Annotated in this window: 17 protein-coding genes; 7 read left to right on the forward strand and 10 right to left on the reverse strand. The window is 69.0% G+C overall.

The features are described 5' to 3' along the window. The first annotated feature begins 23 nt into the window (after positions 1–23). Positions 24–1,121 carry a succinyl-diaminopimelate desuccinylase gene (gene dapE / locus ACLHIH_RS01340; protein ID WP_411314916.1) on the forward strand — a complete coding sequence of 366 codons (1,098 nt, stop codon included), beginning with the start codon at positions 24–26 and terminating at the stop codon, positions 1,119–1,121. A gap of 109 nt (positions 1,122–1,230) precedes the next feature. Continuing rightward, on the forward strand, positions 1,231–1,407 hold the full coding sequence (locus tag ACLHIH_RS01345) for a DUF3117 domain-containing protein (RefSeq protein WP_165063777.1): 177 nt from the start codon (positions 1,231–1,233) through the stop codon (positions 1,405–1,407). 12 nt (positions 1,408–1,419) lie between these two features. Here the strand turns inward: ACLHIH_RS01345 and ACLHIH_RS01350 are convergent, their stop codons facing one another. Continuing rightward, a complete protein-coding gene (locus ACLHIH_RS01350; protein ID WP_411314917.1) occupies positions 1,420–2,052 on the reverse strand; it encodes an O-methyltransferase in 633 nt (210 codons plus the stop codon). A gap of 65 nt (positions 2,053–2,117) precedes the next feature. Here ACLHIH_RS01350 and ACLHIH_RS01355 point away from each other — a divergent pair, with 65 nt between their 5' ends. After that, the gene (locus ACLHIH_RS01355) at positions 2,118–2,501 is read left to right on the forward strand and encodes a Sec-independent protein translocase TatB (RefSeq protein ID WP_411314918.1); all 384 of its coding nucleotides are present in this window, start codon (positions 2,118–2,120) and stop codon (positions 2,499–2,501) included. A gap of 19 nt (positions 2,502–2,520) precedes the next feature. Here ACLHIH_RS01355 and ACLHIH_RS01360 read toward each other — a convergent pair whose 3' ends face one another. The 4 genes from ACLHIH_RS01360 to ACLHIH_RS01375 form a co-directional block, all read right to left on the reverse strand. Next, a complete protein-coding gene (locus ACLHIH_RS01360; RefSeq protein WP_411314919.1) occupies positions 2,521–3,441 on the reverse strand; it encodes a LysR family transcriptional regulator in 921 nt (306 codons plus the stop codon). Between the two features lie 253 nt (positions 3,442–3,694). Beyond that, positions 3,695–4,837, reverse strand: a complete 1,143-nt coding sequence (locus ACLHIH_RS01365; RefSeq protein ID WP_411314920.1) for an Mrp/NBP35 family ATP-binding protein — start codon at positions 4,835–4,837, stop codon at positions 3,695–3,697. Continuing rightward, positions 4,827–5,360: a DUF1003 domain-containing protein gene (locus ACLHIH_RS01370; RefSeq protein WP_411314921.1), complete on the reverse strand. Its 534-nt coding sequence runs from the start codon at positions 5,358–5,360 to the stop codon at positions 4,827–4,829. The genes ACLHIH_RS01365 and ACLHIH_RS01370 overlap by 11 nt, the downstream gene beginning before the upstream one ends. Further along, positions 5,347–6,684 (reverse strand): magnesium transporter MgtE N-terminal domain-containing protein, encoded by a 1,338-nt coding sequence (locus tag ACLHIH_RS01375; RefSeq protein ID WP_411314922.1) that lies wholly within the window; start codon positions 6,682–6,684, stop codon positions 5,347–5,349. The genes ACLHIH_RS01370 and ACLHIH_RS01375 overlap by 14 nt, the downstream gene beginning before the upstream one ends. Before the next feature lie 36 nt (positions 6,685–6,720). On the opposite strand from ACLHIH_RS01375, the gene ACLHIH_RS01380 reads away from it, so the two are divergent. Both ACLHIH_RS01380 and ACLHIH_RS01385 read left to right on the forward strand, forming a co-directional pair. Next, a complete protein-coding gene (locus tag ACLHIH_RS01380) occupies positions 6,721–7,215 on the forward strand; it encodes a general stress protein (RefSeq protein WP_411314923.1) in 495 nt (164 codons plus the stop codon). Continuing rightward, positions 7,212–8,075, forward strand: coding sequence for an endo alpha-1,4 polygalactosaminidase (locus ACLHIH_RS01385; RefSeq protein WP_411314924.1), 864 nt, complete (start codon positions 7,212–7,214; stop codon positions 8,073–8,075). The genes ACLHIH_RS01380 and ACLHIH_RS01385 overlap by 4 nt, the downstream gene beginning before the upstream one ends. Before the next feature lie 34 nt (positions 8,076–8,109). On the opposite strand, the gene ACLHIH_RS01390 is transcribed toward ACLHIH_RS01385, so the two are convergent. Both ACLHIH_RS01390 and ACLHIH_RS01395 read right to left on the reverse strand, forming a co-directional pair. Continuing rightward, positions 8,110–9,645 carry an aminopeptidase P family protein gene (locus ACLHIH_RS01390; protein ID WP_411314925.1) on the reverse strand — a complete coding sequence of 512 codons (1,536 nt, stop codon included), beginning with the start codon at positions 9,643–9,645 and terminating at the stop codon, positions 8,110–8,112. A gap of 69 nt (positions 9,646–9,714) precedes the next feature. Beyond that, positions 9,715–10,731 (reverse strand): endonuclease/exonuclease/phosphatase family protein, encoded by a 1,017-nt coding sequence (locus ACLHIH_RS01395; RefSeq protein ID WP_411314926.1) that lies wholly within the window; start codon positions 10,729–10,731, stop codon positions 9,715–9,717. Positions 10,732–10,834: 103 nt separating this feature from the next. Between ACLHIH_RS01395 and ACLHIH_RS01400 the strand changes: the two genes are divergently transcribed. Further along, the gene (locus ACLHIH_RS01400) at positions 10,835–11,686 is read left to right on the forward strand and encodes a PHP domain-containing protein (RefSeq protein ID WP_411314927.1); all 852 of its coding nucleotides are present in this window, start codon (positions 10,835–10,837) and stop codon (positions 11,684–11,686) included. Between the two features lie 15 nt (positions 11,687–11,701). On the opposite strand, the gene ACLHIH_RS01405 is transcribed toward ACLHIH_RS01400, so the two are convergent. After that, entirely contained in the window at positions 11,702–13,228 is a 1,527-nt protein-coding gene (locus ACLHIH_RS01405) for a DEAD/DEAH box helicase (protein WP_411314928.1), read from the reverse strand. Positions 13,229–13,399: 171 nt separating this feature from the next. On the opposite strand from ACLHIH_RS01405, the gene ACLHIH_RS01410 reads away from it, so the two are divergent. Continuing rightward, a complete protein-coding gene (locus ACLHIH_RS01410; protein ID WP_411314929.1) occupies positions 13,400–14,119 on the forward strand; it encodes a ferritin-like fold-containing protein in 720 nt (239 codons plus the stop codon). A 7-nt stretch (positions 14,120–14,126) separates the two neighbouring features. On the opposite strand, the gene ACLHIH_RS01415 is transcribed toward ACLHIH_RS01410, so the two are convergent. Continuing rightward, positions 14,127–14,420 carry a hypothetical protein gene (locus ACLHIH_RS01415; RefSeq protein ID WP_411314930.1) on the reverse strand — a complete coding sequence of 98 codons (294 nt, stop codon included), beginning with the start codon at positions 14,418–14,420 and terminating at the stop codon, positions 14,127–14,129. Between the two features lie 2 nt (positions 14,421–14,422). Beyond that, on the reverse strand, positions 14,423–14,647 hold the full coding sequence (locus tag ACLHIH_RS01420; RefSeq protein ID WP_411314931.1) for a DUF3107 domain-containing protein: 225 nt from the start codon (positions 14,645–14,647) through the stop codon (positions 14,423–14,425). Positions 14,648–14,734: the final 87 nt, after the last annotated feature.

A 14,734-nucleotide genomic window follows, 5' to 3' on the forward strand; every position in this document is an offset into this window, starting at 1 on the left:
GCTCGCGTCGGTAGGCTCGACGGATGCCGACAGTCGACCCGACCATTCCCGCTCTCGATCTCGCCGCGTCATCCGTCGACCTCACGAGAGCCCTGTGCGACATCGAGTCGGTGTCGGGCAACGAGGCGACGATCGCCGACGCCATCGTCGCGAGCCTCGCTGCGAGCGACCACCTCGAGATCATCCGCGACGGCGACGCGATCGTCGCCCGCACGAACCTCGGTCGGAGTCGCCGAGTCGTCATCGCCGGACACATCGACACGGTGCCGCTCAACGACAACCTCCCCACGCGCTTCGAGACGATCGACGGCGTCGACTACCTCTGGGGGCGCGGAACCGTCGACATGAAGGCGGGCGTGGCCGTGCAGCTCAAGCTCGCTGCCGAGCTCACGGCCCCGGATGTCGACGTCACCTGGATCTGGTACGACCACGAGGAGGTCTCCGAAGCGCTCAACGGCCTCGGCAGGCTCGCTCGGGAGCGGCCCGACCTGCTCGCGGGGGATTTCGCGATCCTCGGCGAGCCGAGCAACTCGGCGATCGAGGGCGGCTGCAACGGCAATCTCCGGGCCGAGGTGCGCACGTTCGGTCTGCGTGCCCACTCCGCTCGCGCGTGGGTGGGACACAACGCGATCCACGACGCCGCGCCCATCCTCGCCACTCTCGCCGACTACACCCCGCGCGAGGTCGAGGTCGACGGTCTCGTGTACCGCGAGGGACTCAACGCCGTGGGCATCTCGGGCGGCATCGCGGGCAACGTCATCCCCGACGAGTGCATGGTGCACGTGAACTACCGCTTCGCCCCGAGCCGGTCGGGCGACGAGGCCGTCGCGCACATCCGCGACCTCTTCTCGGCGTTCGATGTGCGCATCGTCGACCTCGCCGAGGGTGCCCGCCCGGGGCTCACCGATCCTCTCGCGCGCGAATTCGTCGACGCCGTCGGGGGCGAGCCCAAACCCAAGTACGGCTGGACCGATGTCGCGAGGTTCTCCGCCCTCGGCATCCCCGCCGTCAACTACGGCCCGGGCGACCCGCTGAAGGCTCACGCCGACGACGAGAGGGTCGCCATCGATCAGATCACCGAGTGCGAGCGCGGACTGCGCAGCTGGCTCTCCGGAGTGTGACGCCGGCGTCTCGCCGAACCCGAGCGCAACTCGAGTAGTACTGCGCCGTTTTCGGGTTACGCCGCCGATACGGGATAATGGTCAGGTATTCCACGAAAGGGGATCCATCATGGCAGCCATGAAGCCGAGGACCGGAGACGGACCAATGGAGGCTGTGAAGGAGGGTCGCCTCATCATCGTGCGTGTTCCGCTCGAGGGTGGGGGACGCCTGGTGGTGTCGGTCAACGATGCCGAGGCGAAAGAACTGCACGACGCACTCGCTGGAGTCGTCGCGGCAGCCTCCTAACCGACGCGCGGGCTAGTCCCCGCGTCTGGTCAGCTGCAACAGCCCGTCGCCGACCGGCGTGAGCGCGCTGATGACAGCGTCGGATGCCGCAACCTCTTTGAGGAGGGTGCGGTACCCCACGGTGATGTCGTCTCGCTTCGCCGGATCGGCGACGCGTCCGCGCCACAAGGCGTGCGTCACGAGCACGGTTCCGCTGCTCTTCACGAGCCGGAGCGCGTGCTCGACGTAGTCGATGACTCTCCCGGGGTCGGCATCCACGAGCACGATGTCGTAGGAGCTCTCGTTCATCCGGGGGAGCACGTCGGCGGCGCGACCCGTGATGAGTCTCACCCGGTTGCTCGGGATGCCGGCGTCGAGGAAGTGCTTGCGCGCCTCCTGCTGGTGCTCGGCCTCGACGTCGATCGTCGTGAGCGTGGCGCCAGGTGCACCGGAGAGCAACCACAGGCCGCTCAGGCCCACTCCCGTGCCGATCTCGATGATGCTCGACGCCGATGTCGCGGCCGCCACGATCGCAATCTGCGCGCCGACAGACGGTGCGATCGGGTCGATTCCGAGTTCGATCGAGTGCTGTCGCGCGGCGGCGATGTGCTCGCTCTCGACGATGAACTCCTCGGCGAACCGACGATTGGATTCCGTGTCAGACACTCATGCTCCTTGGGTCTTGACCAGCGTAGAGGCAGCCCCGAGGTCTCGAGCGTTAGTCTGAACGCATGTTCGGGTTGACGATCGACAAACTCCTCCTGCTCGGAGTCGTCGCCGTCTTCCTCCTCGGCCCCGACCGCTTGCCGCACTACGCGGCGCAGCTCGCACGGCTCGTGAAGTCGCTGCGCGCGATGGCGGATGGCGCGAAAGAGCGCATGCGCGACGAGATGGGCCCCGAGTTCGACGAGGTCGACTGGAAGAAGCTCGACCCGCGTCAGTACGACCCGCGCCGCATCATCCGCGAGGCCCTCGTCGACGACCCGGCCACGACACCGAGTGCGGCTCCCGTCGCGACGGCGGTCGTGCGCCCCCCGCGCGAGTCGGCGTACGCGCGTCGCCGCCGGTTGCTCGCCGAGGCCGAGGTCGCACCGTTCGACGCCGAGGCCACCTGAGCGGTCGGAGCACCCGGGATCAGGCCACGCCCTCCCGAGCGGCCTGGTAGCGCTGGGCCTCCGCTTGGAGCTCGCGCACGACGCGTCGCACCGAGGGGCGCTCGGCGCGGTCCGGGCGCAGGAGTGCGGAGATCTGTCTCGTGGCGCGGATGCCGCTGAGAGGCTTCGTGATGAGGCCGTTCTCGTGCGCCCGCGTCGTGTAGCGCGGGAGCACGGCAATACCGTGGCCGGCCGCGACCACGGCCTCGACGATCGCGTTGTCGAGAAATCGCTGGCCGATGCGCGCGGGCGACCCGTTCGCGACCTCGATCTCGCGCAGCACGCGGTCGTAGGGGAAGCCGTCGGGAACCCCGATCCACTCCTCGTCGACGAGGTCGCTCGCGAGGAGGGTGGTCTTTCCTGCGAGACGGTGGCTCTCGGGCATCCCGACGTCGAGAGGTTCCTGCATGAGGGGCACGACCGCGAGACCACGCTCCTTCCACGAGGGGAGGGTGCCGGGAGACTCGCTGATCACGACGTCGAAGTCGGGCGTGAGGTCGGCGAAGTCCGGCAGCAGCGGATCCTGGTCGCTGCACCGCACGGTGAGGCCCGGAACATCCTGCACCGCGGTGAGGAGTCCGGGAAGGAGCATCTGGCCCGCCGAGGGGAACGTGGTGAGGGTCACGACACCCTGGGGGGCCTGCTTGAAGTCCTCCCACAGTGCCTCGGCGCGCTCGAGGGCGACGGCGACATCGGTGGCCGTGCGGGCGAGCGCGAGCCCCGCCCCGGTGAGGATCACGCCGCGCCCCGACCGCTCGGTGAGCGGGATCCCCGCCTCGCGTTCGAGCACCTTGAGCTGCTGCGAGACGGCGGAGACGGTGCGGTTGGTCGCGGCCGCGACGGCGGTGACGCTGCCGCGTTCGGCGAGCTCGCGGAGCAACTCGAGTCGGCGCACGTCCATGTAGTCAATCTACACAGTCACTCCACAAAGGTTCGATTGTGCTTCAGGGCAGGGTGAGGTCGAATAGAGGAACAACAGTCAGCAACTCCCGACCGCAGCGTTCCTGTCGCCCGGAGTCAGAAAGGTCACCATGTTCGTCGTCACCACCCTCGTCATCATCTCCGCCATCGTCATCTCGGTGACAGCGGGCACCGTCAACCTCGCCGCGCGCGACGGTTACCGCCAGATTCCCACCTGGCGCGCGTAACAACGGTCAGCGAACGCTGACCCCGAGCTTCCGGCCGACGAGACCGCGTCCACGACGTGCGAGCTCGTCGGCCGCTGTCGTTATCGCGACAGCCGCAGGGTCGCGCGGATTCGAGAGCACGAGGGGCAGGCCGGAGTCGCCGCCCTCGCGGAGCGCGACGCTGAGAGGAACGGAGGCGAGCACGCGAACCGGGTCTTCGCCCTCGAGGCTCAGTCGTTCGGCGACGAGCCGGCCGCCGCCCGCGCCGAACAGATCGACGACGGTGCCGTCGCCCCGATCGAACCCGGCCATGTTCTCGATGACCCCGACGACGCGCTGACCGGTCTGGCGCGCGACGGTTCCCGACCGCTCCGCGACGTCGGCCGCGGCCACCTGCGGCGTCGTCACGACGACGACCTCGGCGTGGGGGAGCAATTGCCCGAGCGAGATGGCGACGTCTCCCGTGCCCGGGGGCAGGTCGATGAGCAGCACGTCGAGATCGCCGAAATAGACGTCGGTGAGAAACTGCTGCATCGTGCGGTGAAGCATGGGGCCGCGCCACGACACCGCGGCGTTTCCGTCGACGAACATGCCGATCGAGATGACCTTCACACCGTGCGCGACGGGAGGGAGGATCATCCCGTCGATCTGCGTAGGTTTGACGCCCGCGATGCCGAGGATGCCCGGGATCGAGAAGCCGAAGACGTCGGCGTCGACGAGGCCGACCGCGAGACCACGGGCGGCGAGCGAAACGGCGAGGTTCGCCGTGAGGGTCGATTTGCCGACCCCGCCCTTGCCACTCGTTATCGCGATGACGCGCGTGAGGGAGTCTGCCGAGAACTGGGCCGACTTGGGTCGCCCCGCGCGCAGACGCTCGGTGAGGGCCGCGCGCTCGTCACGGCTCATGACCGTCACGTGGATGTCGCTCGAGCCGATCCCCGCCACGGCGAGCGTCGCCGCCCGCACGTCGCGCTCGATCGTGTCGGCCGCCGGGCACCCGACGATCGTGAGCTTGACGGTCACGTTCGCGTGACCGTCGGTCGCGGAGACATCACCGACCATGCCGAGCTCGGTGATCGGTTTGCGGATCTCAGGATCTATCACCCGAGCGAGGGAGGCGCGGATGTCTGCGACGAGCGCCGAATCCGCCGCGGGGCCGTCAGGCTCCACGCGAGCCCTCGTCGGCCCGGTCGGCGCGGTCGCGCTCGAGTTCCTCGACGAGCGAGCGGATCTCGGCGCGGATGAAGTCTTTGCTCGCGACATCCTTCATCGCGAGGCGCAGTGCCACGACCTCCCGCGCGAGGTACTCGGTGTCGTTGAGGTTGCGCTCGGCGCGCTGACGGTCCTGCTCGATCTGCACGCGGTCGCGGTCGTCCTGCCGGTTCTGCGCGAGCAGGATGAGGGGAGCGGCGTACGACGCTTGCAACGACAGGATGAGCGTGAGCGCCGTGAAGCCGTTGGCGGCGGAGTCGAACCGGAACTCTAGCGGCGCGGTCACGTTGTAGACGAGCCAGGCTGCGGCGAAGATGGTGAGCCCGAAGAGGAACCACGGGGTGCCCATCGCGCGCGCGATCCACTCGGTGAAACGACCGAAGCGGTCGCGGCTCGGTCGACCTCCCCGGCGAGACCGGAAGGGGGAGCGCTGCCCCTTCGGGGAGTCGAGGCGGCTGTCGCTGCGGCTAGACCGTGCCATTCGTCGACCTCCTCGAGATGGTCTTCAGTGGGGTGGTATCGAGTGTCGCTTGCTGTCGTGCCCGTGCTCGGGGTGGCAGTCGCGGCTCGTCGCCATCGGAACTGCGCCAGTCGTCGGGCAGAACGTGGTCGAGAACGTCGTCAATTGTCACCACCCCGACCAGTCGATGGTTGTCGTCGACGACGGGCACCGACACGAGGTTGTAGCTCGCGAGCATGCGCGAGACCTCGGCGGCCGAGGCGTCGGCGCGCACGGGTTCGAGGCGGAGGTCGAGTAGCGTGCCGAGGCGCTCGCTCGGCGGGTAGCGCAGCATCCGCTGGAAGTGCACGATGCCGAGCAGGCGACCGGTCGGAGGCTCGTAGGGCGGGAGCGTCACGCACACGGCCGCGCCGAGCGCGGGAGCGAGCTCGTGTCGGCGGATGAGCGCGAGGCCCTCGGCCACCGTCGCGTCGGCGCTCACGATGATCGGGTCGGTCGTCATGAGGCCGCCCGCCGTGTCGGGCTCGTAGGCGAGGAGCATGCGCACGTCGTCGGCCTCGTCGGGCTGCATGAGGTCGAGCAGCGTCTCACCGCGCTCGTCGCTCAGCTGCGCGATGAGGTCTGCCGCGTCGTCGGGCTGCATCTGATCGAGCACGTCGGCGGCGCGATCGTCGCCGAGCCTGTTGAGGATGCCGACCTGGTCGGTCTCGGGCATCTCCTCGAGCACGTCGGCGAGGCGGGCGTCGGAGAGCTCCTCGGCGACCTCGATCATCCGCTGATCCGGCAGGTCGAGGAGGGCGTTGGCGAGGTCGGCGGGGAGGAGGTCTTCGAATGTCGCGAGCAACTGGGTCGCCGATTGCGGCGAGTCGGTCGTCGAGAGGTCGCGGAGTTCGGTCCACGAGGCGAACGCGGTCTGGCCTTTCGCGAACGGCGAGCCGCTCGGCTTCGGACGACGGAGAAAGACTTCACCGACCTCCCACTCGCCAGGGTTGAGCTCTTCGATCGCGACGTCTTCGATCTTCGCCGAGCCGGTGCCGTCGACGAACGCCATCTCGCGACCGAGGATCTCGGCGATCACGCGCACTTCGCCGCCGCGCTGCTCGAAGCGGCGCAGGTTGATGAGGCCCGTCGTGATGATCTGGCCAGACCCGATGCTCGTGACGCGCCCGATCGAGAGGAAGACGCGACGCTTGCCCGGAACCTCGACGACGAGACCGACGACGCGCGGCGCACGGGAGGCGCGGTAGACGACGATGACGTCGCGAACCCGTCCTACGCGGTCGCCCGCGGGGTCGAAAACGAGGCACCCGCCCAGCCGGGCGACGAAGACTCTCGCGGCACTCACGGTAGAACCCTACCCGCTGGGTGGGACAATACCGGGGTGAGCACCCCGACCCCGTTCAGCCGCCGACGCCCGCCACTCCCGACCCTTCCGCGGGGCGACGTGCTCGGCACCTACGGCACCTACGCCGAGGCGCAAGCCGTGGTCGACAGGCTCTCGAAAGCCGAGTTCCCGGTCGCGCAAGTGGCGATCGTCGGGAGCGACCTCAAGTCGGTGGAGCGCGTCACCGGCAAGCTCACCAATGCTCGCGCGGCCGCGATGGGCGCCGCGAGCGGCGCGTGGCTCGGGCTGTTCTTCGGGCTCGTGCTGTTCGTCTTCACCCCGACGTCGAGCTCCCTCGTCTACGTCGGCGCAGCGACCCTCATCGGCGCGGGCTTCGGCATGATCTTCGGGCTCGTGAACTACACGCTCACGCGACGCCGCCGCGACTTCACCTCGATCAACCAGGTTCTCGCGAGCCGCTACGAGGTCATCGTCGACCCGGAGCTGACCATCAAGGCGCAAGAACTCCTCGCGAGGCTCACGCCGTCGTGAGGCCGGCCATCCGGCATCGCGCTCTCGCGGGGCTCGCGGTCGTCGCCGCGCTCGCGGGCTGTGCCCCGCTCGCGGAGGACCCCGCGAGCACGTCTCCGGGCGGCGCGGCTCCGACCGGTGCGGTCCGCGCGATCGAGTCGCTCCCCGAGGGCATCCTCGTCGACTATCAGCTCGGGGGCGGGTATGCGCCCGCACCGGGCGTCGAGGGGGTCGTGCGTGATTCGACCGATGTGCCCGAGCCCGGGCTGTATTCGATCTGCTACGTCAACGCGTTCCAGTCTCAACCGGGAGACCGGGAGGAGTGGCTCGACGAGAGGCCCGAGCTCGTGCTCACGGGCGAGGGCGGCGAACCCGTGGTCGATCCCGGATGGCCGGACGAACTCCTCCTCGACACCTCGACGGCGACCAATCGGGCGCGCCTCGCCGAGTTCGTCGATCGCGACATACGCTCGTGCGCGTCTGCGGGCTTCTCCGCCGTCGAATTCGACAATCTCGACTCGTTCTCGCGGTCGGGCGGGGCGCTCTCGGTCGACGCGGCCATGGATTTCGCGAGACTCATCGTCGACCTCGCGCACGAGTCCGGTCTCGCGGCGGCGCAAAAGAACGCCGTCGAGTTCGCCGAACGGGCACGCGCCGAGGCGGGGTTCGACTTCGCCGTCGTCGAGCAGTGCCACGAGTTCGACGAGTGCGCCGTCGTCGCCGCGACCTACGGCGACGCGGTCGTCGACGTCGAATACTCCGACGCCTCGGCCTTCGCGGATGCGTGCGCCGACCCCGATCGGGTGTCGTCGACGATCCGGCGCGACCGCGATCTCACCACTCCCGATTCGCCCGATCACGTGTTCGAGGCGTGTCGCTGACGCCCCTCCGCGGGCCCGGACGGGCGCGGCGCCGTCAGCGCCGCATCCACGCCTCGACCTCGTCGGCGGTGCGGGGGATCCCGCTCGAGAGGTTCTCGGCGCCCGACGCCGTCACGAGGATGTCGTCTTCGATGCGCACGCCGATGCCCCGATATTCTTCGGGCACCGTAAGGTCGTCGGGCTGGAAGTAGAGGCCGGGTTCGATCGTGAAGACCATGCCCTCTTCGAGCACGCCGTCGAGGTAGAGCTCGCGGCGGGCCTTGGCGCAGTCGTGCACGTCGATCCCGAGGTGGTGGCTCGTGCCGTGCACCATGTAGCGGCGGTGGTATTGCTTGTCGGGCTCGAGTGATTCCGCGGCGTCGACGGGGAGGAGCCCCCACTCGGCGGTGCGCTCGGCGATCACGGTCATCGCGGCCTGGTGGATCTCGCGGAATCGGATGCCCGGTCGCACGATCGCGAATGCCGCGTCGGCAGCCTCAAGCACGGCGTCGTACACGCGCCTCTGCACCGCGGTGAAGGTGCCGTCGACGGGGAGCGTGCGCGTGATGTCGGCGGTGTAGTAGCTCTCGAGTTCGATCCCCGCGTCGAGCAGAATGAGGTCTCCCGGAAGAACCGGACCGTCGTTGCGTGTCCAGTGCAGGATGCACGCGTGCGGACCCGACGCCGCGATCGTGTCGTAGCCCACGGTGTTGCCGTCGGCCCGCGCGCGGCGGTTGAAGGTGCCCTCGATGAGGCGTTCCCCGCGGGGGTGGGCGACGATCGCGTCGAGGTCGCCGATGACATCGTCGAATCCGCGGGCGGTCGCGTCGACGGCGAGCCGCATCTGCTCGATCTCGAAGTCGTCTTTCACGAGTCGGGATTCGCTCGCCTCGCGCTCGAGGTCGGCATCGGTCGGGCCCGTCGTCTCGCTCGCCGGGAACGATCCGTCGACGTGCGGAGTGGTCGAGGTCGAGACGAGGTCGAGGCGTGCGTCGAGGTGCGCATCGATCATGCTGTCGACCGTCGCGTCGATGCCCCGAATGGTCACCGTCTCGGCGGCGGCGCTTTCGATCGCGGCGGGGAGCGCGGTCAGCGATGCCGTGTCGAGACCGAGGTCGACTCCGACCTGGGTGAGTGAGGGGCGAGGTCCCGTCCAGAATTCGCCGATCTCGGGGTTCGCATAGAACTCGTCGGAGTCGCGCCCCGCCGCCTCACGGAAAAAGAGGGTGGCCGTGTGCCCGCCGGAATCGGGGCCGTCTGCGGTCGGGGTGAGCACGAGCACGCTGCCCGGAACGGTGTCCGCTCCCCACGCCGTGAGGTGGGCGAACGCCGAGTGCGCGCGGTACGGGTAGTCGGTGTCGTTGGAGCGCACCTTCGCGGCTCCCGCCGGCACCACGACCGTGACCCCGGGGAATGCCGCGGACAGGCTCTGCCGGCGTGCGGCAGCGAAGGATGCTTGCGGCCTGGCCGAGGGGAGGATGTCGGGTCTGTCGGCCCACCCGCTGCCGATGTAGTCGGTGAACGCGTGCGACACGGGGGTCGTCGAGCGGTTCGATGTCGCGCGGGGCGGGGGAGCGGTGCGGTCTGCCATTCCTCCATTCTGCCACCGGCACCGATTCGTTCCGGGGTTGGGTCGGGGGTGAGGGTGGGGTGGGGCGGCTCAGTCGGTCTCGCGGAGGAGCGTCGCCGTGATGGGGCGGTGGTCGCTCCCGAAGTCGTCGCGGTCGTCGATCACGTGGGCGGAGACGACATCCCATTCCGCCGTCGCCATGACGTGGTCGATGGGGGCCCCGAGTGTCGCGGGCACGCCCGTCGGCCACGTGCCGATCGCCCCTGCTCCCGCCTCGACGGCGGAGTCGAAACAATCGCCGATCGCGGCGTCGCCGTTCGCGAGCGACCCGTAGTGGTCGACCGTCGAGTTGAGGTCGCCCGCGAGGATGATGTCGGAGCCCGTGCACGCGTCGCCCACCCACTCGAGGTCGCTGCGCCAATCATCGAGGAACCCCGGGATGGGGGCGACGGGGTGGGCCGCGACGATCGTCGGCCCGCTGCCGTCGTCGGAGGTCACGACGACCGAGGGCACGACCGAGGTGTTGCCCCGCGTCGAATCGACCGTGTACGTGCCGAGGTCGACGCTCGTGAGCAGAGACGTCGAGCGGGCCTTCGACACGAGGTCGAAGGCGACGGAGTGCACCCACATCGGTCTGCCCGCGTCGCGCAGGATGACGGCCACTTCGGTCGCGGTGATCTGGGTCGTCTCGGGGAGGGAGACGATGTCGGCGTCGGTCTCGAGCACGAGGTCGGCGATGGCTTGCGCGCCCGGGGAGTCGCCGAGCGTGTTCCACGCGAGAACGGTCACGGCGCCCTCGGGCTTCGTCGCCGAGGCGCCGCTCTCGTCGAAGCCGCGAGACGCGAGGATGGCCCCGTTGGCCGCGACGAAGACGAGCAGGAGAACGACGAGCGCGCTTCCCACACGCCGGAAGGGGCGCGACGCGAGAGTGACGAGCAGCACGACGAGCGCGAGGCCGAGGCCGCACAGCGCCGCCGCCGCGCGAAGCGACACCGCTTGCGCGACGAGCGGAGCGAACTGCAGCCCGACGAGTTGGGGCCAGGCGAAGACGAGGAGCACGAGAGCCGAGACCACGACGACGGTCGAAACGATCAGTCGGCGGGTCATGGCGCATTCACCCTAGCGCGGCCGGGTGCGACGACCCTCCCTGGTCGGCGGCGCGCGCACCGCATACAGGGCCGCGCTCAGGTGCTCGGCCTACGCTTGAAGGATGTCCCGGGTTATCGACCTCCACACGCACAGCAGCGTGTCGGACGGCACGGAGACGCCCGTGCGACTCGTCGCCTCGGCGATCGAGAGTGGTCTCGCCGCCGTGGCCCTGACCGATCACGACTCGACGGCGGGATGGACGGAAGCCGCCGACGCCGCGCGAGGGTCTGCGCTCACGGTCATCCCCGGCATGGAGTTCAGCACGATGTTCGGATGGAAGAGCGTGCACTTGCTCGCCTACCTCTTCGACCCGTCGGATGCCGGAATCGTCGCCGAGACGGCACGCATCCGCGACTCGCGCTTGCGCCGAGCGGAGAACATCGTGTCGCGCATCAGCGCCGACTACGACCTCAGCTGGAGCGACGTTCTCGAGCAGACGTCGCGCGGCGCGACCGTCGGTCGCCCGCACATCGCCGACGCGCTCGTGGCGCGCGGGCTCGTGGCGAACCGCAGTGCCGCGTTCGAGAGCATCCTGCACCCGAGAAGCGGGTACTTCGAGCCGCACTACGCTCCCGACCCCCTCACGGCCGTCAAGCTCGTCGTCGCGGCCGGAGGTGTTCCCGTGCTCGCACACCCCGGCACGCGGGGCGCTTCGGAGGTCATCCCCGAGAGCAAGCTCAAAGCTCTCGTCGGGGCGGGCCTGTTCGGGCTCGAGATCGAGCACCGAGACAACACGGCGAGCGGAAAGCAACGGCTCCGCGAGCTCGCGACGACGTTCGGTCTCGCGACGACGGGCTCGAGCGACTATCACGGCGCCGGAAAGCCCAACAGGCTCGGGGAGAATCACACCGACCCGCGCGTGCTCGAACGGATCATCGAACGCGGAACCGGGTCGGCGCCACTCTCAGCGTGACGCGTGCCGTTCGGGTCAGTTGCCCGCGGGAGGTGTCGCGCCCGGATTGCGGCGACGGGTGCGCTGGCGCGTGCGGGGTGCGCGCGAGCCCTCGTCGGTGCCTGCCGCACCGTCCGAAGACACTGTCGACGCGGTCGTCGATGCTCCCGAATTCGATGCCCCTGAATTCGATGCCCCCGAGTCGGACGAGCCCGCGCCGGAACGCGATCGGCCGCCGCGCGACCTCGAGCCGCCCTCGGTGGGCCGGCCTCGGTCTGCCGCGCGGTCACTCGAGCGTCCGCCGGAACGGTCTCCACCGCGGCCGCCACGGTCACCACCGCGGTCGTTGGACTTCGGCTCGCGGGCCTTGGGCGGGCCCGCGTGGGCGAGCCGCCCGCGCGCTTCGGTGGGGATGCCGAGGTCGCTGTAGAGGTGGGGTGACGACGAGTAGGTCTCGGTCGGCTCCGGCTGACCGAAGTCGAGGGCCTTGTTGATGAGCGCCCACTTGTGCAGGTCGTCCCAGTCGACGAAGGTCACGGCGATACCGGTCTTGCCCGCGCGGCCCGTGCGGCCGGCGCGGTGCAGGTAGGTGTCTTCGTCGTCGGGGATCGTGTGGTTGATCACGTGGGTGACGTCGTTGACGTCGATGCCTCGCGCCGCGACATCCGTGGCGATGAGGATGTCTTTCTTGCCGGCCTTGAACGCGGCCATCGCGCGTTCCCGCTGCTCCTGGTTGAGGTCCCCGTGCACGGCTGCGGCGTTGAACCCGCGGTCGTTGAGCTCTTCGACGAGCTTGGCGGCAGCGCGCTTCGTGCGTGTGAAGACCACGGTCTTGCCTCGACCCTCGGCCTGCAGGATGCGGGCGACGACCTCGTCTTTATCCATGTTGTGGGCGCGGTAGACGAGGTGCTTGATGTTCGCCTGGGTGAGCCCCTCGTTGGGGTCGGTCGCCCGGATGTGGATGGGCTTGTTCATGAAGCGGCGCGCGAGGGCCACGATCGGGCCGGGCATCGTCGCCGAGAAGAGCATCGTGTGACGCGTGGGGGAGGTCTGCGCGAAGAGCTTCTCGATGTCGGAGAGGAACCCGAGGTCGAGCATCTTGTCTGCCTCGTCGAGCACCATGACCTTGACGTCTTTGAGGCTCAGCATGCGCTGGCTCGCGAGGTCGAGCAGACGACCCGGCGTGCCGACGACCACTTGCGCGCCCGCCTTGAGCTGCTCGACCTGGCCCTCGTAGGCCTTGCCTCCGTAGATCGCCGCGATCTTCGTCGAGCGGTTGGATGCCGCGAGCACGAGGTCTTCGGCGACCTGCACGCACAGTTCGCGCGTCGGGACGACGACGAGTGCCTTCACGCCGGGTTCAGGGTCGGTGCCGAGGGACTGCAGGAGGGGGAGTCCGAAACCGAGGGTCTTGCCCGTTCCGGTCTTCGCCTGGCCGATGATGTCCTGGCGGTTGAGGCCCATCGGAATGGTCTGCGTCTGAATGGGGAACGGCTCGACGATGCCCTTGGAGGCGAGAGCGTCGACCATGTCCTGGTCGATATTGAGATCTGAGAAAGTCACTGAGAATAGCCCGTCATGGAAGCGAGTACGCCCGCTTGTGCATGGGGCGCAGATGTCCCCGTCAGAAGAGGACTTGCCGTCAGTTTAGCGCGCCGCCCCCTGAGAGACGGGATCCGCGCGTCGCGCGGCCTCGTCGAGGTGCGCCGCGGGCGTCGGTCTAAGCTGTCGGTCGTGGCTTCCTTCCTCCGTCGGCGTGCGAAAAACCCCGACACCCCGAGGCCGCGCTCTCAGCGCAAGAAGCCCGTCGTCGTCAATCGTGTCGACCTCGCCGAACTCACACCCGATCCGGTCTCCTACCTCGGCCGTGCCGCATACGTTCAGCTCGCTCTCTTCGAAACCGCGTCGAAAGCCGCGATGGCCGCCCCCACGACCGCGGGCAAGCACGCCCTCGCCGAAGTCTCGCGCTTGACTCTCGCGCGCTATCACGGCCTCGTCGCCGAGCTCGGTCGCGCGCACCGCGAGCCGGCCGAGGCCATGGAGCCGTTCCGCCGCAGCATCGACGAATTCCACCGTGTGACCCTCGGGTCGGACTGGTACGAGACCCTCGTGACGAGCTACGTGACCGCGGGTCTGCTCGACGACTTCCTCGTGAGACTCGCGGGGGGTTTGTCAGACGACCAGCAGCGACGCATCGCCGTTCTCCTCGCCCCCGATGGGGGAACCGATCTCATCGTCGAGCAGTTGCGCGTCGCGATCGCCGCCAACCCCCGCCTCGCCTCGCGACTCGCGATGTGGGGCAGACGCCTCGTCGGCGACACCCTGCTCGTGGCGAGGTCCGCTCTGTCGGCGCCCGTCGACACGACCCCCGACGAGGCTCGACTCGAGCCCGTCTTCACGGAACTCATCGCCGCCCACACCAGACGAATGGATGCGCTCGGGCTCACGGCCTAGCGGGCGGCTAGGCGGTGCGGCTGAGCCTGTCGAGCTCACGCGCGTCGGCCGCGCCCCGGCGCCGAGGCAGAAGAAAGGCCACCGCGAGCGTCACGGCGACCGTCGCGGTGAGAGTGATCGTCCAGATCCAGCCCCCGTCGAAAGCCCATCCGGCCCACGTGAAGGCCGACCACAGGATCGACGCGGTCACGACGGCGACCGCCGGGATGAGAGCTGTGCCGTGGCTGTCCCGACCCGGAACGGTGTAGCGCACGATCGTTCCGATGATCGCCGCGCCGACGGCGACGAACAGCAGTTCCATGGTCAGGCGACGAAACCGACGCGACGCGACGTGTCCGACCCGATCTCGACGTACGCGAGGGCGACTGTCGGAACGACGTAGAGCTTGCCCTTGTCGTCTTTGAGAGTGAAGTGGGTCGACTTCGCCTCGAGAGCCGCGCCGACGGTCTGCTCGATCTCCGCCGCGGTCTGCGACGACTCGAAGTTGATCTCACGGGGCGAGTTGGCGATTCCGATTCTGATGTCCACGTCGACAGATTACGACATCGCGAGGGTCGCTCGAGGAGCGTTCGTTGTGAGCGGAACGACGGGCCGATGATGTCGGCACCGCCCGTT

This window comes from Marisediminicola sp. LYQ134 (assembly GCF_046599635.1).
Classification (GTDB): Bacteria; Actinomycetota; Actinomycetes; order Actinomycetales; family Microbacteriaceae; genus Marisediminicola.